Origin of the sequence: Streptomyces luteogriseus (assembly GCF_014205055.1) — a bacterium.
In the GTDB taxonomy this organism is placed as follows: domain Bacteria; phylum Actinomycetota; class Actinomycetes; order Streptomycetales; family Streptomycetaceae; genus Streptomyces; species Streptomyces luteogriseus.
The window spans coordinates 5011718-5034135 of sequence record NZ_JACHMS010000001.1; the positions used below are offsets into that span (position 1 = coordinate 5011718).

Consider the following 22418-nt stretch of genomic DNA (forward strand, 5'->3'; position numbering starts at 1 on the left):
TTCGCGCCCCGGAGCCGGAGTTCTCGGCACCTCTGCTGAGCGCGGTCCGCCTCTTCACAGTGGCGGAATGAAGCCGCGCTGCTCCTGGAGCCGTCGAGGAGTGGAACGAGGGTGCGGCCCGACCGGAGCACCTCCGGTCGTCATCGAGCCCGGACCCATCGCCCGCGTCGGCCGGGCGACATCAGCGCCACGACCACTTCGCCGGCCCCTCCCTGATCCCGCCCTGCCCGCCGATCTGCTCTTCCGGAGCCGAGCACCTCGCCGGCTCCCCGCCCTCCGTGTCCGGCCGTTCCTGGCCGCAGTCCACCCTGACCACCCTCAGACGGCGCGCGCCACGCATGTTCAATATTTCGAACATTGGTCGGCCCACAGAACATCATCACTCCCCTGGTTTCCGACGGAACGTCAGAAGTCGCAGCAACCGAGCCCCATCCCCGGGCCGGCTCAATGAAGGAGATCAAGCATGCTCAGCAGAAGAAACTTCCTCACCGCCGCGGTCGGTGTGGCGGCTGCGACCGGACTCGCGGCCTGTGCCAAGGAGGACGGCAGCTCTACTGCCGCCGCCGCCGGCAGTGGCAGCGGCAGCGGCAGCAAGGCGATCACCCTCGGCTTCTCCCAGGTCGGCTCGGAGAGCGGCTGGCGCACCGCAAACAGCGACTCGGTGAAGTCGGCCGCGAAGGAGGCGGGGTACACCCTCAAGTTCTCCGACGCCCAGCAGAAGCAGGAGAACCAGATCTCCGCGATCCGCAACTACATCGTGCAGAAGGTCGACGTCATCGCCTTCTCGCCGGTGGTCGTCACGGGTTGGGACGCGGTGCTCAAGGAGGCCAAGGCCGCGAAGATCCCGGTGGTCCTCACTGACCGCTCCGTCGAGACCTCCGACGACTCCCTGTACGTGACCCTGGTGGGCTCCGACTTCACGGACGAGGGCCGGCGCGCCGCCAAGATCCTGGAGAAGGTCCTGGAGAAGGCAGGACACAAGGGCGCCGTGAAGATCGCCCAGCTGGAGGGCACCACCGGCGCCGCCCCCGCGATCGAGCGCGCCAAGGGCTTCAAGGAGGTCATGGACGCGGACCACGCGGACGACTGGAAGATCGTCGTCAGCCAGACCGGTGACTTCACCCGGGCCGGCGGCAAGCAGGTCATGGCGGCCTTCCTCCAGTCCAACCCGGACATCAACGTGCTCTTCGCGCACAACGACGACATGGCCATCGGCGCCATCCAGTCCATCGAGGCGGCCGGCAAGAAGCCCGGCAAGGACATCCTCATCGTCTCCATCGACGGCGTGAAGGACGGCTTCGTCGCCATGTCCGAAGGCAAGATCAACGCCATCGTCGAGTGCAACCCGCTGCTCGGCCCGCAGTTGATGGAGGTCGTGAAGAAGGTCAAGGACGGCGAGACGGTCGAACGCTGGATCAAGACCAAGGAGAGCGACTTCATGCAGGACCAGGCCAAGGACGCGCTCCCCACCCGCAAGTATTGACCGACCGTCCCCACCGGCGGGAGCCTCCGGCCGGCCGACATCCCTCGGCCGGGCGGCTCCCCGCGGACCTGGACCATTCACGAGGAGCGCTGCCATGGCAGAGCCGCAACCCGTCCTGGAGATGACGGGCATAGTCAAAGGGTTTCCGGGGGTACGTGCTCTGTCGGGCGTCGACTTCCGGCTCTTCCCTGGCGAGATCCACGCCTTGATGGGCGAGAACGGTGCGGGGAAGTCCACTCTCATCAAGGTGCTGACGGGCGCCTACTCCCTGGACGGCGGCACGATCACCCTGGACGGCGAGTCCGTACGGTTCGGCAGCCCGCTGCAGGCGCAGCAGGCCGGCATCAGCACGGTCTACCAGGAGGTCAACCTCTGCCCCAACCTGTCGGTGGCGGAGAACATCTTCATCGGACGCGAACCCACCCGCGCCGGCCGCATCCAGTGGAAGCGGATGCGCAAGGAGGCGGCGGAGCTGGTCGACCGGCTCGGACTCGACATCGACGTCGCCGCGCCGCTGTCCTCGTACCCGTTGGCCGTGCAGCAACTGGTCGCGATCGTACGGTCGGTGGGCACCGGAGCCCGGGACGGGGCGGGACTCGGCACCAAGGTGCTGGTCCTCGACGAGCCGACCTCCAGCCTCGACCGCGACGAGGTACTCGAACTGTTCCGCCTGATGAGGCAGTTGAGGGACGAGGGCGTCGCGATCCTGTTCGTGTCGCACTTCCTCGACCAGATCTACGAGGTCTGCGACCGGATGACCATTCTGCGCAACGGCACCCTGGTCGGCGAGCACCTGGTCCGCGACCTCGACCAGGTCGGGCTGATCGAGCTGATGATCGGCAAGGCCCTGGACCAGCTCGAGGAACTGCACGAGCACCAGATGCGCACCGACGTCGGCGACACCCTGGTCAAGGCCGAGGGGCTCGGCCGCACCGGCGGGGTCGCCCCCTTCGACCTGGAGATCAACAAGGGCGAGGTGCTCGGACTCGCCGGCCTGCTGGGATCGGGCCGCACCGAACTCGCCCGGCTGCTGTTCGGAGCCGACCAGCCCGACAGCGGCAAGGTGACCATCGGCGGCAAGCAGGTCTCGATGAGCGCCCCGAACGACGCCATCGAGGCCGGTGTGGCGTTCTGCTCGGAGAACCGCAAGAGCGAGGGCCTGGTCCCCGACCTGACGGTGCGCGAGAACATCATCCTCGCTCTCCAGGCGGCCCGCGGTTGGACCCGGCCCATCCCGGCCTCCCAGCGCGACGCACTCGTCGCCACGTACATCAAGGCACTGGACATCCGCCCCGCCGACCCGGAGGCCCGCGTCGGCCGGCTCAGCGGCGGCAACCAGCAGAAGGTACTGCTCGCCCGCTGGCTGATCACCCAGCCCAAGCTGCTGATCCTGGACGAGCCGACGCGCGGCATCGACATCGGCGCCAAGACGGAGATCCAGAAACTGGTGGTGTCCCTCTCCGAGGAGGGCGTGTCGGTGCTGTACATCGCGGCCGAACTGGAGGAGGTGCTCCGGCTCAGCCACACCATCGGAGTGCTGCGCGACCGCCGGCTGGTGGCGCGGCTGACCAACGGGCCGGAGATCACCACCAGCAAGATCCTCGAGACCATCGCGAGCGGAGATCACCAGTGACCACCACCTCCCGCCGGCGAGCACTGACGCATCACCACCTGTTCTGGCCGGTCGCGGTCCTGATCGCCCTGCTGCTCGTCAACGTCCCCTTCACGCCCGACTTCTTCTCGATCAACATGACGGACGGCCACCTCTACGGCAGCCTCGTCTCCATCGTGCTGTTCGGCTCACCGCTGATCCTGGTCGCGGTCGGCATGACCCTGGTCATCGCCACCGGCGGCATCGACCTCTCCGTCGGTGCCGTGGTCGCCATCACCGGCGCCCTGACCTGTTCGTACATCAGCGACCAGGCCGACCAGAACACCTTGTCCGCGGTGTTCCTGGCGATGGGCATCGGGCTGGTGGCCGCCGTCGTCTGCGGTCTGTGGAACGGCTTCCTGGTGGCCAGGATGGGAATCCAGCCCATCATCGCGACCCTCATCATCATGGTCGCGGGCCGAGGCGTCGCCCAGCTGATCACCGACGGCCAGATCATCACCGTCAACAGCGAGCCGTACAAGCTGATCGGCGGCGGCTACTGGCTGACCCTGCCCTTCTCCGTCTTCGTGGTGGCCGCGGTGGTGGCCGTCACCGTGGCGCTGACCCGCCGCACGGCGCTCGGCCTGCTGGTCGAGTCGGTCGGTGGCAACGCCGAGGCCAGCCGCCTGGTCGGCATCAGGTCCACGCGCATCAAGATCATGGTCTACATGTTCTGCGCGCTGTGCGCGGGCATCGCGGGCCTGATGATCAGCTCCAACACCTCGGCCGCGGACGGCAACAACGCCGGTCTGTGGATCGAACTCGACGCGATCCTCGCCGTGGTGATCGGCGGCACGTCGCTGCTCGGCGGCCGGTTCTCCATCGGCGGCACGGTGGTCGGCGCCCTCGTCATCCAGACCCTGACCACCACGATCTACACCATCGGCGTGCCGACCCAGACCAACCTGGTCTTCAAGGCCGCCGTCGTCATCGTCGTCTGCCTGCTGCAGTCCCCGAAGTTCCGGGCCAAGGTCTTCGGCGCGAAGGGCCCCAAGGGCCCGCAGCGGGACACCGCCCCGGTGGAGCCCGCTCCGGCGGCCGACGCCGCACCGAAGATGGAGGTGTCGCGATGAGCGCGACCGCCCAGACCCCCAAGGCGGCTCCGCGCGGCAGCACCGCCCCCCGTGCCCGTGCCGCGCGCCTGCTCGGCGACCGGCGTCTGCCCGTCCTGGTCACGGCCGCCCTGTTCATCGCCATGTATGTCGCCGGCCTCAGCCGGTACCAGAACTACGGGTTCGGCGAACCCCAGGTGTTCCTCAACCTGTTCATCGACAACGGCTATCTGCTGGTCGCCGCCATCGGTGCCACCTTCGTCATCATGTCGGGCGGCATCGACCTGTCCGTGGGCTCGGTGATCGGGTTCACCACCATGTTCACGGCGTGGCTGGTGGAACGCCAGGGACTGCCGCTGCTCCTCGTCGTCCCCCTCGCACTGGCCGTAGGCGCCTTCGGCGGCTTCCTGATGGGCTACGTGATCCACAACTTCGAGATCCAGCCGTTCATCGTCACGCTCGCCGGGCTCTTCCTCTTCCGCGGACTGTGCCTGGTCATCAGCAAGGAGTCGATCTCCATCAGCGACGCCTCGGTGGGCACCCTGGCCCAGACGCGAGTGTCGCTCGGCATGGGGGAATTGTCGATCGGCGCCCTCGTGGCCCTGGTCGTCCTCGGTGTCGCCTGCTACGTGCTCCACTACACCCGCTTCGGACGCCGTGTGTACGCCATCGGCGGCAACGAGCAGTCGGCCCTGCTCATGGGCCTTCCGCTGGGCGGCACGAAGATCGCCGTATACACGGTGAGCGGCTTCTGCTCGGCCCTGGCGGGTCTGCTGTTCATGCTGTACATCCAGTCGGGCGACCCGCTGCACGCCGTCGGCATGGAACTCGACGCCATCGCCGCCGTGGTCATCGGCGGCACCCTGCTGACCGGCGGTTCCGGGTATGTGCTGGGCACGCTCTTCGGGGTGCTGGTGCTCGGCCTGATCAAGAGCGTCATCACGTTCGAGGGGACGCTCAGCTCCTGGTGGACGAAGATCGCCACGGGTGTGCTGCTGTGCGCCTTCATCCTGATCCAGCGGACCATGACGGCACGCCGGAAGACCTGACGGGCACCGCTGAGAGCCGCCACAGCGTCAAGTGAGCCGACGCCGTCGGCGCAGCGGTCACGAGTGCAACGAAAAGCCGGAGAAAGGACAGGAAACGCACATGCGCACGCTTCTCTCCAGGCTGTCGGCGATATCGCTCGCCGCCTGCCTCCTCTTCACAGGCCAGGCCCTGACCACACCTCAGCGGGCCGCCGCCGCCGACCCGGGCTACCTGATGACGCACTTCATCGGGGAGGGCTCGACCGGTCAGCAGATCTACTTCTCGCACAGCACGGACGGCCTGAACTGGAGTGACCTCAACGGCGGCGGGATGACCCTGCGTTCCACGGTGGGAACCCGTGGGGTGCGCGACCCCGCACTGGTCAGAGCCCCCGGCGGTGACAAGTACTGGATCATCGCGACCGATCTGTGCATCGGCTGCGGGCAGTCATGGGACGACGCCGTGAACAACGGCAGCCGCAACCTCGTGGTGTGGGAGTCGACGGACCTGGTCACCTGGTCGCAGCCGTGGCTGCTCAACGTCGCCGGCGCGATCCCCGACGGGCGCAACGCCTGGGCGCCGGAAGCGATCTGGAATTCCGAGACCAACGACTACGTCCTGTACTGGGCGACGAACGCGACCCGAGGCGGCGTGCTCAAGCACCGCATCTACTACGCCCGCACCACCGACTTCCGCACCATCACCACCCCGCAGCTCTACATCGACCGCCCCGGAACCCAGAACATCATCGACACCCAGATCGTCGAGGTGCCGTCCGGCGTCGGTGACTTCCGTTACGTGCGGGCCTCCGGCGACGGCCAGATCACGCTCGAAGGCAGCAACTCGATCCTCGGTACGTGGACCGACCTCGGCAACCTCTCCGGCATCGGCCTGACCGGCTCCCAGGTCGAAGGTCCGATGTGGATGAAGTTCAGGGACCGCAACGAGTGGACCCTGTACCTCGATCAGTACGCCTCCGGACGCGGCTACATGCCGGTCACGACGACCAACCCCTCCGCCGCCGGCACCTACCGGCTCCCGGCGTCGGGAAGCTACAACCTGGGCGGGACCAAGAAGCGCCACGGTGCGATCCTCGACCTGACGGCCGCCGAAGAGAGCCGCGTGCTCGCACGCTGGGCCAACACCCCGGCCAAGCGGCTCCAGTCGTTCAACTTCCAGGACCGGTACGTACGGCACGCCAACTTCGACGTGCGCATCGACCAGAACGTCACGGGCCCGGACGCCCAGTTCCGGCTGAGGCCCGGCCTGGCGGGCTCGGGCACCGTGTCCTTCGAGTCGGTGAACTTCCCCGGCCACTTCCTGCGGCACTCCAACTACGACTTCCAGCTGGCCTACAACGACGGCACCACCCGGTTCGCCGCGGACGCCACCTTCCGCCAGGTCGCCGGCCTCGCCGACCCGACATGGTCGTCCTTCCAGTCGTACAGCCACCCCGACCGGTACATCCGCCACTACGCCTACGAACTCCGCCTCGACCCGATCACCACCACGACGGCCCGCAGCGACGCCACCTTCCGCGTGACGAACTGACTCACGCCGACAGACGATCCCACGAAGTGACGCGCCCGACGCCTGCGCGACGTCCCTCGGCCATGGCGGGGCCGCGGCGGTCGTGTCCGCGGCCCCGCTCGGGGGTTGGGGCAGGGCGGGTCGCCGTACCGGAGGCCGCGTCCGTTGGTGCCGACATGGACGCGGCCGCGGCGGCCGGCGCCGCTGCCGCTCTTCGACACATTGGGAATGCAGCACATGGTCAACGGCCGTGACCGTGTGGCACGACCGTGATCATGCGAAAGGGCCAGTTCGAGAGGATCAAGCCTCTGAACTGGCCCTCAGCTCTGTGCCCCCCGGCAGGATTCGAACCTGCGACACCCGCTTCAGGAGTTCGATCACCGGGGCCTGACAGAACTCGGAATCGCGGGATTGGGGGCCGTCGTCGGCCGTCCGGGGCTGCTGTTGTCCACCGTCGTTGATGTCAGGAGTGGATGTCGGAACGGGAGCCGTTCCCGCTCTTCAGAGATCCGCCGGGCGAACTCGTCGACGACCTGCGGTACGACTCGTTGGGCGTCTTTCGCGCTGGCGGCCCATGCTGTAGTGCTTCGAGGAGGGCTTGCCGAACCGTCGTGTATGGCTGTCCGGTGTGAGAGGAACGGGTCCGGCTGAAGGCCCGCCCGACCTGCGCCAGATGGGCCGCCACTATCGGCATCGCCTTGCCGTACTCGATCGGGTCGGTGGCCATGGGGCCAGCCGACCAGGGCCTACCTACAAGGTCAAGGCGGGTGGCAGACCATCAGCTTTGCCTTCTGGCGACCATGGCGACGCCCCCGGCCATGGAAGTCGCCTTGGAGCCGGGGGCGTCGGTGCCGATATCGGGGCGGCGATGGCGCTTTCAGTTCATCGCCGCCGGTGGGGGGTCAGCGGTGGCCGTGCCCGTGCCCGTGCCCGTGTCCGTGGCCGCCGCCGTGGCGGTGGTGGCCCCAGGACTCGTTGTCGATGAAGCGTCCGCGGTCGTTGCGGAGGGTGGCGGTGTCGGAGCGGTTGTCCCACACGTAGTCGCGGCGGTCCTGGTACAGGTCACTGTCGGTGTCGCGGCCGATGCCGGCGTGGATGCGCACGGTGGCGCGGCCTTCGAGGCGGTAGTGGTTGAAGGTGTAGGTTTGGCCGTCTTCGTTCCGGAGGGTCCAGCCGTCGAGGTTCACGGCGCGGCGGGTGGTGTTGGTGATCTCCACCCACTCACGGTTCAGGGAGCGGTTGGAGTGGTCGTCGCGGCCGGGGGAGTTGTACTGGACGTCCGAGATCTTCACCTTCGGCCGCTCGGGGCGGGCGTGGTCGGCGGCGGATGCCGGGAGGGTCACCACCGAGACGAGGGCGCCGGCGGTGAGTGTGGCAGCGGCGATACGGCGAGCGGTGACGGATGCGAAAGCGGACATGAGGTCCCCTTACGGTGCGGACACCCTCCCCGGCGCAGCCACCGTGGCCTTCCGGGGATGTTGGTGCGTGTGCGGTCGCGGCCGGCTGGCCGCACACACACTCTGTCCATCCAGTGAAGAAGCCGTGGGGGAAACATGGCCTCTGTTACCTGTTGTCCAACTTTCTATGACTCTCGGATGTAACGTCCACCTATTCACCTCGGGCGCGAAGTTGACGCCTTCGCAGACCCACACCCCTTGTGGGCGTTGCGGTGCGAGGTCTCTTCGCCAGGTTCCACCACCCCCCAAACGGCAGGGGGTGTCACCCGAAAGTGAGTAACAGCGCAGCTCCAAGTCGCCATCGCCAGCGACCCCCGACACACAGAGGGCCGGTCAGCCGGTCCAGCTCCTCCGTTCAACGAGCAGCGGCACCTCACCGGCTCCGTTGGCGTCGTAGGCACGAGGGCATGTTCAGGGGGTGAGTCAGCGGCGCCGCAGATCCGGCCGCCGGAGCCGAGGCCGGTGGAGGTGGTCAACGAGTGGGCTGCGGTCTCTGGGTTCCTGAACGGCTTCGGCACTGTGCCCGGCAGTGCCCACCGGCCGACCGCAACGAGCTGAGATGAGCCGCTACTCAAGCCACCGCATCGTCGCCAGAATGACTGATATGACGTCGTTGCTGGCCTTACTGGCGGCTCCGGTCGGGGCCGTGCTGACCACACTGATTGGCGTATTCGTTGGGAGCATCGTCAGCAGAAGGGCTCAAGATCGCCACTGGATCAGGGAACAGCAGGCGGCAGCGTGCGTCCGCGTACTGCGGGAATCATCCTCAGTGCTTGTAGACCTCAGCGACATGGACCGCAACCGGCCTGACGACATCCCTCAAGGCGTGCTGGCCCCGACGACAGTCGACTGGCGCCCCTGGGGCGAGGCCCTCGGCAGCGTCAATCTCGTTGCCAGCAGGGACATTGCAGCAGCCGCGCACGCCATTGACGAGCAGATCTGGCGGTTTCACATTGCCATTCGGCGGGGTCTGACTCCCGAGGAGAACTGGATGGTACTCAGAGGGAGAGTCGTTGCCGCACAGGGGCACTTCATAGCCGTCGCTCGTCGGCATCTCTCGCTCACCGGAGAACCCCTCCAGCGCCTCGACGGACGCCCCGCACCGGACGACCCGATCTGGCAGACGGGTCGGCTCTAGAGCCTGGCCTGAGCTAAGTGGCCGTGCGTGCGCCTCGATGCGAACTACTCGCAGCAAGGTCGCTGAGGTCTGACGCACTGATCAGATCGTCTGTCAGAGTCACCGGCGGTCTGTGCCAGTCGCCATAGTTGCTGTACCTGGCGCGGCTCCGGAGGGCGCTTCTGCCCTACGAAACGTTGCAGGTTGGAGCCATGTCTGCGGCCGGCTGAGCGGACCTGTCCATGGATGGTCCACAACGCCCTACTGGAACAGTGCCCGCTCCCAAGACCCTTACAAATTTGCTGTGTCGGGCTTACTCAAGCCTAACGTCGTGATCTCGTTCTGGAGCCGGCCTGGCCAGCTTGGATACCGGCGGATGTGATGTCCGGTCCCGGACGGGGCGTGGAGCCGAGGTTGGTCAGGAGGCCTAGCCGGGACGGCCACTGCGGCGCGCATCTAGCCGAGGAGTTCGGTGACGTGGCTCAGGCGGGCAGTCTTCTGGAGCGGGAAGAAGATCAACCGGGGGTGTCTGTCCCTAAAGCGGGCCCGGACTCAGTTGGAGAGGGTACCGACTGGATGTAGCGGTACTCGTGCGCACGAGGGCCGGAACGGCGTGACGACTTGATGGGCAGAAACCGGTGCCTGCAACGACGTGCTCACCATATGGTCTGCGGATGGTTCTGGGATCGATTGACTGGGGCGATGCTCCTACCTGGTTCGGAAGCGTCGCCGGTGCGGCAGCGCTCGGCTTCACAGCTTTCACTGTGCGTCAACAGACCAAGCAGTTGAGGGCCCAACAGGAGCTCAACGAGGAACAGCTTAAGAACTTGCGGCTGGAGCAGAAGGCCCTTGCTGCTGAAGTCCGAGACCGGCACACCGCCCAGGCGCGGAGGGTGAAGTTCAGCCTTCAGATAACACCAGGTCAGGACTTTCCTGATGGGCCGGAGAGCTGCTGGTATTCCGCTGAAGTCACGAACCAGTCGGACGAAGCCGTCACCGATGTGACCGTTGATTACGACGGCTGGGAGGAGCCACAGGCGGTACGACTGCGCCCTGATCACATCCTGATGGATCAGCCATGCGTCGTGGGTCCGGGGCATGTGGTCGCCTTCGCTTCCCAGTCGACTCACATCGACCGCCTGGAGGAGATCTATCCGACGTGCAAGTTCAAGGACGCCGCCGGCGTCAGGTGGATCTTGGACACGGACGCTCGGCTGACTGAAGAAGCGAGCACCGCGCCCTAATCCTGCTCAGGGGCCGAGCGGACGTAGTGGCACGCCTGTGGCACGACCCCCGGAACGAGGGAGGGCCAGCCTGGGAGGAAACCCCTCCTGAGCTGGCCCTTCTGGCTGTGCCCCCGGCAGGATTCGAACCTGCGACACCCGCTTTAGGAGAGCGGTGCTCTATCCCCTGAGCTACGAAGGCAGTGGCAGTGGACGCAAGCAGCGACGTGCCCGTGGTCTGGGAGGACCACAGGCGTCAGCGTACCGGATGTGGGTGGGGCGGGTGTGGGGGTCAGGTCAGGGGGACGTGGGTGAAGCGGGCCGCTGTGTGGAGGTCTGTCTGGATGCGGGTCGCCGTGGCCGTCAGTTCCGGGACGAGGTCCGTCACGCACTCCCTCGGGGTGCGGCGGCTCGCGTGCATCGCCGTGTTCAGGGCCGCCACCACCTGGCCCGAGCGGTCGCGGACGGGGACCGCGATCGAGCGGAGGCCCTCTTCCAGTTCCTCGTCCACCAGGGCGTAGCCCTGCGCGCGGACCGAGGTCAGGGCCTCCGTCAGTGTCCGCCTGTCCGTGATCGTGTGCGAGGTGAAGGCCCGCAGGGACTCCGGTAGGGCGTCCCCGGAGGCGTCCGCCAGCAGGACCCTGCCCAGTGCCGTCGCGTACGCCGGCAGCCGCGTGCCGACCGTGATGTTCACGCTCATCACCCGGGCCGTGGCCACCCTGGCCGTGTACTGGATCTCCTCGCCGGAGTCCGACAACACCGCCAGTGACGTCGACTCGTGGATGCGGGACGTCAGGTCGGCCAGGTGCGGCTGGGCGATCTCGGGGAGGGAGGTGCGGGACAGGGGAGGGTAGCCGAGGGAGAGGACCCGGGGGGTCAGCATGAAGGTGCGGCCTGCCGTGGCGACCAGGCCCAGGTGTTCGTAGGTGATCAGGGCCCGGCGCGCCGTCGCCCGGGCCAGGCCCGTCGCCTGGGACACCTCCGTGAGGGTCAGCTCCGGCCTGCCCTCGCCGAAGGCGGTGAGGACCGTCAGGCCCCGGGCCAGGGATTCGATGAACTCGCGGCCCAGCTGCTGCTTGGACGCGCCCGTCCAGAGCGCCAGGTCCGACGGGGGCGGGCCGGGCTCGGGGGGCCGGGCGGCGTGGAGTTCGCGTTCCATCGCCCGTACCGCGGACCGCAGTCGCGGCAGCAGCGTCGTCCGCAGGCCGCGTGCGGTGTGGCGGCTCGTGTGGCTGACCACGCTCGCCACGCTCGCGATGCGGCCGCCCGGGGTGGAGCGGACCGGTACCGAGATCGCCACCAGGCCCGGCTCGATGAGCTGGTCGTCCAGGGACCAGCCGTGCGCCGACGCCTCTCGCGTGCGGTGTGCGAACGTCTCGTCGTCCTCCGCGTCCCCTCCGTACGTGCGGGGCGGTACGGCCGTGAAGGACAGGTCCCTCGGGTCCGCCGCCCGGCGCTCCCGCCAGCGTTGCCAGTCCGCCGCCGTCCACTGGGTGGCGAACAGCGGGCCGGGCGCGGTGCGTTCGGCGGGGAGCAGGTCGCCGATGCGGAAGCTGAGGGACATCGCGCGGCGGCGCGTCGCCTGGTGGATGAAGCGGATGCCGTCGCGGTCGGCGACCGCGAGGGAGACCGACTCGTCCAGTTCGTCGGCCAGGGCGTCCGCGTGCGGGGAGAGCAGGGCGGGCAGGCGCAGGGCCGACATGTAGGCGTTGCCGAGTTCCATCAGACGGGGGGACAGATGGACGTCCCGGCCGTCGAAACGGACGTAGCCCATGCGGGCGAGCGTGGCCGTGACGCGGTCGACCGTGGAGCGGGCCAGGCCGGTGGCGCGTTCCAGACCGCTCAGGCTCAGCGTGCCGTTCGCCTCCGTCAGCTCCCGCAGCACCGTGACGCCCCGGATCAGGGGAGTGACCGCCTCGGCGGGGGCCCCTGTCTGCGCGGCGGATCCGCCCGTCCCCGCGGTCGAGCCCGTCCCAGTGGCCGATCCGCCCTTCCCCGAGGTCGAGCCGCTCGTCCCAGCGAACGATCCACCCTTCCCCGAGGTCGAGCCCGTTCCAGTGGCCGATCTCCCCGCCCCAGCGCCCGGCTCGCCCCTCCGAGTCGCCGACGCGGTCGTTTCCCCGGCCGGCGGCTGCCACTCGGCGGCCGGTGGGGCGGACCCCTCCGGGGTCTCGGGCGTGCGCTTCGCTGGCATCGGTTCTCCGGTACGGCGCTCGCGACGGTCGCGGCAGGCCCACCGTAATCCGGAATCGGTGACCCGTAGGCCGGGAGGCCGCCGTGACCTCCCGCCCCTGTGTGTCGAGGTGACCCCCTACCCGACTCCCTGTTCCCTCGTCACCCGCACCCGGTACCCCTCCTCCACCCCTGCCCCGGCCCCCGCCGCTCCCGCCCCCGCGCCCGTGACCTCGATCGTGATCCCCCTCGCCGCGTCGCGGAACGTCTCCCCGGGCGTGAAGGGCGCGTCCGACAGCTCCGCGTGGACGTTCGGCGCGCGCGTGCAGCCGCCGCTGTCACGCCGGGAGTCGACGACCGATACGGGGCCCATGCCCGTGTCCACCTCCGCGTCGACCTTGTAGATGAGGACGCCGGGACGGCACACCGCCTCGTCGTTGCCGGCGCGGGTGCGCAGTTCGACGGCGTAGCCGGTTCTGCCGTCCAGGGGGACGAAGACCAGCTTGGAGCCACCGGCCAGGGCCAGGGGCGTCAGGGTGTACTCGGTGGTGCCGGGGGAGGCCGCGCAGTGGACCTGGGCGGCGTCGAGCCAGCCCAGCTTCCACTTGTGCCAGCCGAGGAAGTCGTTGTTGGCGCCCCAGTCCTCGCTCATGATGTCCCAGTGGCCGACCGCGCCCCCGCCCTCCGCGGTGTACAGGTCGGGCAGGCCGAAGACGTGACCGTTCTCGTGGGGGAGGACGCGGTAGCCGGTGCGGCCGTAGGAGCCGGAGCCGTCGTCCTGGCGGGAGTAGACGAAGGAGGCGTTGGCCACGGGTATGCCGTCGGCCAGGGGCGCCTCCGGGTTGCCCGCGAAGGTGACGGACAGGACGGTGTCCAGGGCGGAGGGGCCGGCGTTGGGGCTCACCAGGACGTTCAGCAGGTCGTACGCGCGGAAGTCGACCTTCGGGTCGGCCTCGGCCACGAGATCCTGGACCAGCGCGCGGTAGCCGGGGTCGAACGGAGCGCCGCGCTCGATGCCGTACTCGTGGAAGGACTTCGGCATCCGCAGCCAGCCCGGTATCGGGGTCTCGGGGCGGTAGTCGAGGCGGCCGTAGGAGCTGGTGCGGAACCACTCGCGGGTCTGCGGGAAGAACTCGTGGTAGCGGTCCTGGGCGTCGCCCTGGCCTGGGGCGTCGGAGAAGTCGACCATCAGGGTGAGGGCGCGGACCGTGCCGGTGGAGCGGGTGTAGCCGGTGGAGGTGGGGATGCCCTCGGACATCTGGACCTCGCGCGCGCCACGGATCATGCAGGGGCCGTGCTCGGCGGTGTGGGACAGGGTGATCGGGCCGGACCCCGCCGTACTGGTGCCCGGGGTGAGACGGCCCGTGCCGGCCGAGGTGCTGACCGTGAAGGTCAGGGCGGTCACGCAGGCCAGGGCGGCCAGCCGGCGCCTGGGTATCCGGCCGCCGGGCGGCCCCGTGCCGTCCGGGCGGGGGCGCCGGGGCCGCGGCTGTGTGCAAGGGACCTGCAAGGGACCTCCCGCGCCGCGGCAGCCTCCCGTATCCGGCTGCACCCTTGCGATCACCCTGCGTCGCGGGGTGGGGGGACGCGCGTTGGAAGAGACCGATCGTGGGTTTCCCGTCAGTAGCGACCGGTGGGGTTTGTGAGCCAGGTCACAAACAATTTCCTCAGGGGCGGGAAATACCGGGGACCCACTCCCCGTTTAGCCATGTGTCGGAACGAAACGGGGACCCGCTCCCCGGATCGAACCGAGAGGCACCTTTCAAGCGCCACACACGTCAACACCGACATCAGGAGTACGCCGTGCAGACCGCCAGCCCCGTCACGCGCAAGGCGCCCCGGCCCCGCGCCGACGCCCTGCGCAACCGGGAGCGGATCGTCACCGCCGCCCGCGAGATGTTCGTCGAGCACGGCCCCGAGGTGCCGCTCGACGACATCGCCCGCCGGGCCGGCGTCGGCAATGCCACGGTGTACCGCAACTTCCCGGACCGCGACGCGCTCGTCCGCGAGGTCGTCTGCTCCGTCATGGACCGTACGGCCGCCGCCGCCGAGGCCGCGCTCACCGAGACCGGCGACGCGTTCGAGGCCCTGGAGCGCTTCGTGCACGCCGCGGCCGACGAGCGGATCAGCGCGCTGTGCCCGATGGTCTCCAGCACGTTCGACCAGCACCACCCGGACCTGGAGGCCGCGCGCGAACGGGTCGAACGACTGGTCGCGGAGGTCATGGAGCGGGCCGGGGCGGCCGGGCAGCTGCGGTCCGACGTGGACGTCGGGGACGTCATGATCGCCGTGGCCCAGCTCAGCCGGCCCCCGGCCGGTACGGACTGTTTCCGCGCCGACCGCTTCGTCCACCGCCATCTTCAGCTGTTCCTGGACGGGCTGCGCGCTCCGGCTCGCTCCGCCCTCCCGGGCGCGCCGGTGACCCTGGAGGACCTGCGCCGACCTTGACCGATTAGTTCAGGCCGCCCCACCCGTCTGAACCCCGACCACCTGCTACCTGCCACCTGCCACCTGCCACCTGCCGTCTGACCGCCAGATCGTCTGATCGCCTGATCCGCAGTCATCACGGCCGTCCCCGCGGACGAGCCGTCACCTTTCGTCACCCTTTTCCGTCACGACGTCCCGTTTTTCCGTCACGAAGTCCCGAAGTGGGTATCCCCATGTCTGAAACAGCCTCAAAGGCTCTCCGCGATCCGGCCGCAGAACCGGATGCCGGCCGCTGGAAAGCGCTCGTCTTCATCGCGCTCGCCCAGCTGATGGTCGTCCTGGACGCCACCATCGTGAACATCGCCCTGCCCTCCGCCCAGCAGGACCTCGGCATCTCCGACGGCAACCGGCAGTGGGTCGTCACGGCCTACGCCCTCGCCTTCGGCGGTCTGCTCCTGTTCGGCGGCCGGATAGCCGACCTGTGGGGCCGCAAGAAGGCCTTCGTCGTCGGCCTGGGCGGCTTCGCCGCGGCCTCCGCGCTCGGCGGCGCGGCCACCAACGAGGCGATGATGTTCGGCGCCCGCGCCCTCCAGGGTGTCTTCGGCGCCCTGCTCGCGCCCGCCGCGCTCTCCCTGCTCGCCGTGATGTTCACCGACGCCAAGGAGCGCGCCAAGGCGTTCGGCATCTACGGCGCGATCGCCGGTGGCGGCGGCGCCGTCGGTCTGATCCTGGGCGGCTTCCTCACCGAGTACCTGGACTGGCGCTGGACGTTCTTCGTGAACATCCCGTTCGCCATCGTCGCAGCGGCCGGCGCCTACTTCGTCATCCGTGAGCCCGAGGGCGGCCGCAACCGCTCCGCGCTCGACATCCCCGGCGTCATCCTCTCCACCCTCGGCCTGGTCGCCCTCGTCTACGGCTTCACCCGCGCCGAGTCCGACGGCTGGAGTGACTCCGTCACCGTCGGCATGTTCGTCGCCTCGGCCGTGCTGCTGGCGTCCTTCGTGCTCGTCGAGTCGAAGGTCAAGGCCCCGCTGCTGCCGCTGCGCGTGATCACCGAGCGCAACCGCGGCGGGATCTACCTCTCCCTCGGTCTCGCGATCATCGCGATGTTCGGCCTGTTCCTCTTCCTGACCTACTACCTGCAGATCGTGAAGGGCTACTCGCCGGTCAAGACCGGGTTCGCCTTCCTGCCGATGATCGCGGGCATGATCACGGGCTCCACCCAGATCGGCACCCGTCTGATGACCCGGGTCGCGCCGCGCCTGCTGATGGGCCCGGGCTTCCTGGTCGCCGCGCTCGGCATGCTGCTGCTGACCCAGCTGGAGATCGGCTCCTCGTACGCCGCGCTGCTGCTCCCGGCGATGCTGCTGCTCGGCCTCGGTATGGGTACGGCGTTCATGCCGGCCATGTCGCTGGCCACCCAGGGCGTCGAGCCGCGGGATTCCGGTGTCGCCTCCGCGATGGTCAACACCTCGCAGCAGGTGGGCGGCGCGATCGGCACGGCCCTGCTGAACACCATCGCCGCCTCGGCGACCACGGCGTACGTCGCCGACCACATCGCCGGTGCGACCAGCCGGTCCCAGCAGCAGCTGGTCCAGCTGGAGGCCATGGTGGAGGGCTACACCAGCGCCATCTGGTTCGCCGTCGGCATCCTCGTGGTGGCCGCCGCGATCGCCCTGACCTTCGTCAACGCCGGCCGCCCGGGCGGTACGACGGTCACGTCCTCCGGCGAGGACGCGGCGGACGAGGTGAAGATCCCGGTCGTCGCCCACTGACGGCCGCGCACGACACCCCTTCGGGCCCTCCGTAGGCACGGGGAAGGGGACGCCCCGTACCCACGGAATCCAGGACCTGCCCTGCCCCCGCCTCAGCGGAGCCAGGGCAGGTCCGCACCCGCTTCGGCCGGCTGAAGTCCCTCGGCGACGATCCGCATGATCTCGCCGAGGGACTTCTGCTGTTCCGGGGAGAGCCGGTCGAAGACCGCCTGCCGTACGGCCTCCACATGGCCCGGCGCGGTTTGCCGCAGCACCTCCAGGCCCTCGTCCGTGAGGACGGCGAACTGGCCCCGCTTGTCGTCGGGGCAGTCCTCGCGGTGCACCCAGCCGTTCTTCTCCAGCCGCGCGATGGCGTGCGAGAGGCGGGACCGGGTGATCTTCGCCAGCATCGCGAGCTCCGTCATCCGCAACCGCCGCCGCGGCGCCTCGGCGAGCTTGACCAGCAGGCCGTAGTAGACGTGCGGCATGCCGGCGTCGCGCTGCAGCTGCCGGTCGAGATGGTCGTCCAGGAGGGTGACGCCCTCCATGAACGAGCGCCAGACGCGCTGCTCCTCGTCGGTGAGCCAGCGGGGTTCCTTGGGCTCCGCGGCGGAGCCGTTTGCCGGTGCGGATGCCGGTGCGGGTGCGGGTGCCTTCATGCGTTCCACTCTACGTGGACCCTCCTTGAACTTTAAACAAATGGCCCGTACAGTTTTGTAGGGAACCATGTTTTGGAAGGAGCCGCAGCATGTCCGCCGCCACTCAGGAGCGCATGCCCGCTCTGTACCTCAGTCACGGCGCACCGCCCCTGGCGGACGACCCGGTCTGGCCCGGTGAGCTGGCCGCCTGGTCCGCCGGACTGCCGCGACCCAAGTCGGTGCTGATCGTCTCCGCCCACTGGGAGGAGGCCCCGCTCGCCCTCGGCGCCACCGAGACCGTCCCGCTCGTCTACGACTTCTGGGGCTTTCCGGAGCACTACTACCGGGTGACGTACGACGCCCCCGGCGCACCGGAGCTCGCCGAGTCCGTACGTAAGCTGCTGCGCGCCCCCGGCATGCCCGTCCAGGACGTCCCCGACCGCGGCCTCGACCATGGTGCGTACGTGCCGCTGGTCGAGATGTACCCGGAGGCCGACATCCCGGTCCTCCAGGTGTCCATGCCGACGCTGGACCCGGTCCGGCTCCTGGAGATCGGCCGCAAGCTCGCCCCTCTGCGGGACGAGGGCGTGCTGATCGTCGGCTCCGGCTTCTTCACCCACAACCTGGCCGCGCTGCGGCAGGGCGGCATCCCCGCCTGGTCGGCCGAGTTCGACGACTGGGGCCGGCGGGCGCTGGAGGCGCGTGACGTGGACGCGCTGCTCGACTTCACCCGCAAGTCGCCCGCGGGGCAGCTCGCCCATCCGCGCACCGAGCACTTCGCCCCGCTGTTCGTGACCATGGGCGCGGCCGACGCGGCCGGGGAGCTGGACGCGCAGAAGTCCGTGATCGACGGGTTCTGGATGGGGCTGGCGAAGCGGTCGGTGCAGTTCGGCTGAAAAGGGGCTGCGCGTCAGGCCGGCCGTTTACAGCGGCTTCTCGTACCAGGCCACGTCCCAGTAGCGGCCGAACTTGCGGCCGACCTCCCGGTAGGTGCCGACATGACGGAAACCGAAGCGCTCGTGCAGCCGGGCCGACGCCTCGTTCGGCAGCGCGACGCCGGCGTAGGCGCGGTGCAGGTCCTCGCCGGACAGGGCCTCGAAGAGGGCCGTGTAGAGGAGCGTGCCGACGCCGCGCCGGCCGGCCTCCGGGGCGACGTACACGGTCGTCTCCACGGAGGTGGCATAGGCGGGCTTCGTTCGGAAAGGGCTTGATGTGGAGTAGCCCAGAATCTCCCGTGGGTCCGCCGTCGTGGCAACCATCAGGCGGTGCGGTCCGTCTTCAGGGTGGGAGAGCAGCCAAGGGCGGCGCTCCTCCGGAGTGAAGATCGCGGTATCGAATGTGATCGCCGTCTCACGTACATAGTGGTTGTAGAGGGCCGTGAGGGCCTCGAGGTCACCCTCGACTCCCGGCCTGACCTGCACCTCTGTGCGTTGCGACGGCATCGTGCCTCCCTGTGTGGCCGGACAGGGTACTGCATGATCAGAAAAATTGGAGGCCGGGTTGGGAATTCTGTCCTGATTCCAGTCGTTGTTTCCATCGGATGCAGGGCACCCGAGGAGAGTCCGGAGAGTCCCGGAAGACGGAGTCCAGCGTCCGAAGGACCACCCGCTGACCTCACCATCGCAAGGGAGCTCGCATGGCAACCCGTGCCGTCGCCCGTCGTCAGTCCGCCACCGGCGAGACGGCCGACGCGGCAAGCAGTGTTCGCGCCCATGGCGGCGAGATCGCCGACCGCGACCTGGTCGGCATGTACCTCGACGAGATCGCGCGCACACCACTGCTCGACGCCGCCAAGGAGGTCGAGCTGTCCCAGATCATCGAAGCGGGTGTGTTCGCACAGCAGATCCTCGACGGCCTCGAGGAGAACAAGGCCGGGGCCTCGCCCGAGGAGCTGCAGGCCCTGGTCGACGCAAGCGAGCGGGCCAAGGACGTCTTCATCCGCTCCAACCTGCGCCTGGTCGTCGCGGTCGCCCGCCGCTACCCCCGCAGCGGTCTGCCGCTGCTGGACCTGATCCAGGAGGGCAACGCCGGCCTGGTGCGCGCGGTCGAGAAGTTCGACTACCGCAAGGGCTTCAAGTTCTCCACGTACGCCACGTGGTGGATCCGCCAGGCCATCACCCGCTCGATAGCGGACCAGTCCCGTACGATCCGTCTGCCCGTCCACCTCGTGGAGGAGCTCGGCCGGATCCGCCGTGTGCAGCGCGAGTTCAACCGCGAGCACGGCCGGGACCCGGAGCCCGCGGAGATCGCGACCGAGCTCGGCTCGACGCCGGAGCGCGTCACCGACGTCCTGGACTGGGCCCGCGACCCGGTCTCGCTGAACATGTCGGTGGACGACGAGGGCGAGACCCAGTTCGGCGACCTCCTGGAGGACACCTCGGCGGTGTCGCCCGAGCAGTCGGTGCTCACCCTGCTGCGCAGCGAGGAGCTCGACGACCTGATCGGCCGGCTCGACCAGCGCACGGCGTCGATCATCAAGATGCGCTACGGCATCGAGGACGGCCGGGAGCGCACGCTGACCGAGGTCGGCAAGGAGCACGGCCTGACCCGCGAGCGCATCCGGCAGATCGAGAAGCACGCGCTGCTGGAGCTGAAGAAGCTCGCCCGCAGCACGGGGTTCGACGCGGCGGCGTGACACCGTCCGCGGCGGCCCGGTGCGCGGCGGCCGGCACCGGTGAGACGGTGAACGTCCGGGCGTACGACTCGCTCCCACGGCCAGTGGGTGACGCAGCGTGTACGCCCGGAGGGCACCGCGTACGCCGGGTGGCGAAAGACCGCGCAAACATGGCGATGTAACGCCGCTTCAATTCGCGGACTCAGGGAACAAGACTTCTGGGTCCACCAGTTCGGGCCCGGGGCCACGCCCCTCGCCCCCCGACAGCCAAGTCCCGTCGCACTCCCCCCGGCGCCGGGACTTTCCCCGAAGCCGGGCTTCGGCGTCCTTCCCCCCGGACGCCGGGGCCCGGCTCTCTTCGTGCGGAATGGAGGGCGGGCCACCCCGTACCTGAACCACGGGGTGGCCCGCCAGATGGCAGATTGTGCCACATGGGCATAGCCTGCCGGGCGTGAGCAGCACCACCCCGACCCCGCCTCCGTCCTCGCTGACCGAGCGGCGGAAGACCGAAACGCGTATGGAGATCGCCCGGGCCGCGGCCGGCCTCTTCGTACGGCACGGCCTGCGCGCCACTCGCGCGGAGGACATCGCCCAGGCCGCCGGTATCGCCCCGCGCACCTTCTACCGGTACTTCGCCACCAAGGAGGAAGCCGTCGCCCCGCTCTACGCGGCCGGCGCCCAGCGCTGGGTGGAGGCGGTGCGCGCCGCTCCCGCCGAAGCGGGCGTGCTCCACGCCTTGGAGCAGGGGGTCCGCCACACCCTCACCCCGGACGTCGGCGTCTCGGCGTCCTCCTGGGAATGGGTCCGCGCACTGCTGTGTCTGGCCGAGTCGACCCCGTCCCTGCGCAGGGTGTGGGCGGAGGTCTGCCAGACGTCCGAGCGGCTGCTGGGGGAGGTGCTGGCGCAACGGGTGACACGTGCCGGGGCGGCTGAGGATCTCGGGATGTCCGCGGTGGCTGACAGTGACGACAACGTTGGCGCAAGTCCTGTCCCGGCCTCCGCCGCGCCTCCTTCCCCGGCCTCCGCCGCGCCCCCTTCCCCGGCCTTCGTCGCCACCCCCGAGCTGCGCTTCGCCGCCGCCGTGGCCAGCGCCGCCGTACGTGCCGCCCTGGAGGCCTGGGCCGCGGGGGACGGCCCCGCGGAGGGGCCGGACGGACCGGCGGAACTCGCCCTGCGCAATCTCACGGCGCTGCGGGACTTCCCGTGGGGGCGGTGAGGCGTGAGCGCGTGAGGCCGTGAGGATTGCCGCGGGGATGCCGGGCGAGGGCTCAGCCCCGTGGCTCACGCCCCGCCCGCGTCCCCTCCCGCCGCCGCCCTGCTCAACCGCGCCCCCAACTCCCTCACCGCCGTCACGAGTTGCTCCGGCTCGTGCACCACGAAGTCGCACTCCAGCATCGCCAGCCGGAACGCCACCCACTGCACCGCGTCCCCTACGGACCCCCGCAGTCGGCAGCTGCCCTCGTCCAACGGCTCGGGCGTGCCCAGCCAGTGGGGCACTCGGGCCGCGACGAAGTCGGCCGGGGCGGCGAACGTGACCTCGAAGTCGTAGGACTGCTGCTGCCGTTGCATCGAGCGCCGCAGGTACTCCGCCGCGTCCCCCGTCGGCAGCTCGCGCGGCACGAAGCGTGCCCCGGTGGCGAACGGCTCGCTGACCCGGTCGACGCGGAAGGTGCGCCAGTCGTCCCGGTCGATGTCGTATGCCACGAGGTACCAGCGGCGGCCCGTCGACACCAGCCGGTACGGCTCCGTCAGGCGCCGGGTCTCCGTGCCGTCCGCCGCGCGGTAGGCGAACCGCAGCCGCTCGTGCCCGGCCACCGTCGAGGCCATGACGGTCAGGGTCTCGGGTGCGATGCTCGGCCCGTCCCCGCTGGTCCATGGTGTGGTCGCGGCCTGGAGGGTGGTCACGCGGTGGCGCAGCCGGCCCGGCAGGACCTGTTCCAGCTTGGCCAGCGCCCGTACCGACGCCTCGTCCAGGCCTTCCACCGCGTGCCCCGCCCCGGCGCGTAGCCCGACCGCGATGGCCACGGCCTCCTCGTCGTCGAGCACCAGCGGCGGCATGGCCTTGCCGGCGACCAGCCGGTAGCCGCCGTCGGCGCCCTTGGTCGCCTGCACGGGATAGCCGATCTCCCGCAGCCGGTCGATGTCCCGCCGCACCGTGCGGCGGGACACCCCGAGCCGCTCGGAGAGCTCACCGCCGGGCCATTCGCGGGGCGTCTGGAGGAGGGAGAGGAGGGTCAGCAGCCGAGCCGGAGTGTCCGTCGTCATGACGAT

Annotated in this window: 18 protein-coding genes and 1 tRNA gene; 12 read left to right on the forward strand and 7 right to left on the reverse strand. The window is 69.4% G+C overall.

All coding sequences use genetic code 11. From position 1 onward, the window contains the following. Positions 1-463 precede the first annotated feature (463 nt). The 5 genes from BJ965_RS22270 to BJ965_RS22290 all read left to right on the forward strand — a co-directional run bounded on the left by BJ965_RS22270 (position 464) and on the right by BJ965_RS22290 (position 6766). Positions 464-1483: an ABC transporter substrate-binding protein gene (locus BJ965_RS22270; RefSeq protein ID WP_184910277.1), complete on the forward strand. Its 1020-nt coding sequence runs from the start codon at positions 464-466 to the stop codon at positions 1481-1483. Positions 1484-1577: 94 nt separating this feature from the next. Next, a complete protein-coding gene (locus BJ965_RS22275) occupies positions 1578-3116 on the forward strand; it encodes a sugar ABC transporter ATP-binding protein (protein ID WP_184910278.1) in 1539 nt (512 codons plus the stop codon). Further along, positions 3113-4207, forward strand: a complete 1095-nt coding sequence (locus BJ965_RS22280) for an ABC transporter permease (protein WP_184910279.1) — start codon at positions 3113-3115, stop codon at positions 4205-4207. The genes BJ965_RS22275 and BJ965_RS22280 overlap by 4 nt, the downstream gene beginning before the upstream one ends. Beyond that, a complete protein-coding gene (gene yjfF / locus BJ965_RS22285) occupies positions 4204-5235 on the forward strand; it encodes a galactofuranose ABC transporter, permease protein YjfF (protein ID WP_184910280.1) in 1032 nt (343 codons plus the stop codon). Before BJ965_RS22280 ends, yjfF begins: the two co-directional genes overlap by 4 nt. A 100-nt stretch (positions 5236-5335) precedes the next feature. Next, on the forward strand, positions 5336-6766 hold the full coding sequence (locus BJ965_RS22290) for a glycoside hydrolase family 43 protein (RefSeq protein WP_184910281.1): 1431 nt from the start codon (positions 5336-5338) through the stop codon (positions 6764-6766). An 881-nt stretch (positions 6767-7647) separates the two neighbouring features. On the opposite strand, the gene BJ965_RS22295 is transcribed toward BJ965_RS22290, so the two are convergent. Then, positions 7648-8163, reverse strand: coding sequence for a lamin tail domain-containing protein (locus tag BJ965_RS22295; RefSeq protein WP_184910282.1), 516 nt, complete (start codon positions 8161-8163; stop codon positions 7648-7650). A 643-nt stretch (positions 8164-8806) separates the two neighbouring features. Here BJ965_RS22295 and BJ965_RS22300 point away from each other — a divergent pair. Next, the gene (locus tag BJ965_RS22300; RefSeq protein ID WP_184910283.1) at positions 8807-9340 is read left to right on the forward strand and encodes a hypothetical protein; all 534 of its coding nucleotides are present in this window, start codon (positions 8807-8809) and stop codon (positions 9338-9340) included. Between the two features lie 653 nt (positions 9341-9993). Beyond that, a complete protein-coding gene (locus tag BJ965_RS22305) occupies positions 9994-10563 on the forward strand; it encodes a hypothetical protein (protein ID WP_184910284.1) in 570 nt (189 codons plus the stop codon). A 108-nt stretch (positions 10564-10671) separates the two neighbouring features. On the opposite strand, the gene BJ965_RS22310 is transcribed toward BJ965_RS22305, so the two are convergent. From BJ965_RS22310 to BJ965_RS22320, 3 genes are all read right to left on the reverse strand, one after another. Continuing rightward, a tRNA-Arg gene (locus BJ965_RS22310) sits at positions 10672-10744 on the reverse strand. 90 nt (positions 10745-10834) lie between these two features. Continuing rightward, complete coding sequence (locus BJ965_RS22315) at positions 10835-12427, reverse strand: IclR family transcriptional regulator domain-containing protein (RefSeq protein WP_376777933.1); 1593 nt, start codon at positions 12425-12427, stop codon at positions 10835-10837. A gap of 426 nt (positions 12428-12853) precedes the next feature. After that, positions 12854-14128 carry a M6 family metalloprotease domain-containing protein gene (locus BJ965_RS22320; protein ID WP_246547897.1) on the reverse strand — a complete coding sequence of 425 codons (1275 nt, stop codon included), beginning with the start codon at positions 14126-14128 and terminating at the stop codon, positions 12854-12856. Positions 14129-14517: 389 nt separating this feature from the next. Between BJ965_RS22320 and BJ965_RS22325 the strand changes: the two genes are divergently transcribed. Both BJ965_RS22325 and BJ965_RS22330 read left to right on the forward strand, forming a co-directional pair. Next, the gene (locus BJ965_RS22325) at positions 14518-15162 is read left to right on the forward strand and encodes a TetR/AcrR family transcriptional regulator (RefSeq protein WP_184910286.1); all 645 of its coding nucleotides are present in this window, start codon (positions 14518-14520) and stop codon (positions 15160-15162) included. 212 nt (positions 15163-15374) lie between these two features. Continuing rightward, positions 15375-16916 carry an MFS transporter gene (locus BJ965_RS22330; protein WP_184910287.1) on the forward strand — a complete coding sequence of 514 codons (1542 nt, stop codon included), beginning with the start codon at positions 15375-15377 and terminating at the stop codon, positions 16914-16916. Positions 16917-17008: 92 nt separating this feature from the next. Here BJ965_RS22330 and BJ965_RS22335 read toward each other — a convergent pair whose 3' ends face one another. After that, positions 17009-17554, reverse strand: coding sequence for a MarR family winged helix-turn-helix transcriptional regulator (locus tag BJ965_RS22335; protein WP_184910288.1), 546 nt, complete (start codon positions 17552-17554; stop codon positions 17009-17011). An 89-nt stretch (positions 17555-17643) separates the two neighbouring features. On the opposite strand from BJ965_RS22335, the gene BJ965_RS22340 reads away from it, so the two are divergent. Further along, on the forward strand, positions 17644-18429 hold the full coding sequence (locus BJ965_RS22340; protein WP_030849899.1) for a dioxygenase family protein: 786 nt from the start codon (positions 17644-17646) through the stop codon (positions 18427-18429). Positions 18430-18456: 27 nt separating this feature from the next. Here the strand turns inward: BJ965_RS22340 and BJ965_RS22345 are convergent, their stop codons facing one another. Then, positions 18457-18975 (reverse strand): GNAT family N-acetyltransferase, encoded by a 519-nt coding sequence (locus tag BJ965_RS22345; protein ID WP_184910289.1) that lies wholly within the window; start codon positions 18973-18975, stop codon positions 18457-18459. A gap of 194 nt (positions 18976-19169) precedes the next feature. Here BJ965_RS22345 and BJ965_RS22350 point away from each other — a divergent pair, with 194 nt between their 5' ends. Further along, on the forward strand, positions 19170-20168 hold the full coding sequence (locus tag BJ965_RS22350; RefSeq protein WP_142163091.1) for a sigma-70 family RNA polymerase sigma factor: 999 nt from the start codon (positions 19170-19172) through the stop codon (positions 20166-20168). A gap of 430 nt (positions 20169-20598) precedes the next feature. Next, positions 20599-21363: a TetR/AcrR family transcriptional regulator gene (locus BJ965_RS22355; RefSeq protein WP_313666980.1), complete on the forward strand. Its 765-nt coding sequence runs from the start codon at positions 20599-20601 to the stop codon at positions 21361-21363. A gap of 65 nt (positions 21364-21428) precedes the next feature. Here BJ965_RS22355 and BJ965_RS22360 read toward each other — a convergent pair whose 3' ends face one another. Further along, positions 21429-22412 (reverse strand): helix-turn-helix transcriptional regulator, encoded by a 984-nt coding sequence (locus tag BJ965_RS22360; RefSeq protein ID WP_184910290.1) that lies wholly within the window; start codon positions 22410-22412, stop codon positions 21429-21431. Positions 22413-22418: the final 6 nt, after the last annotated feature.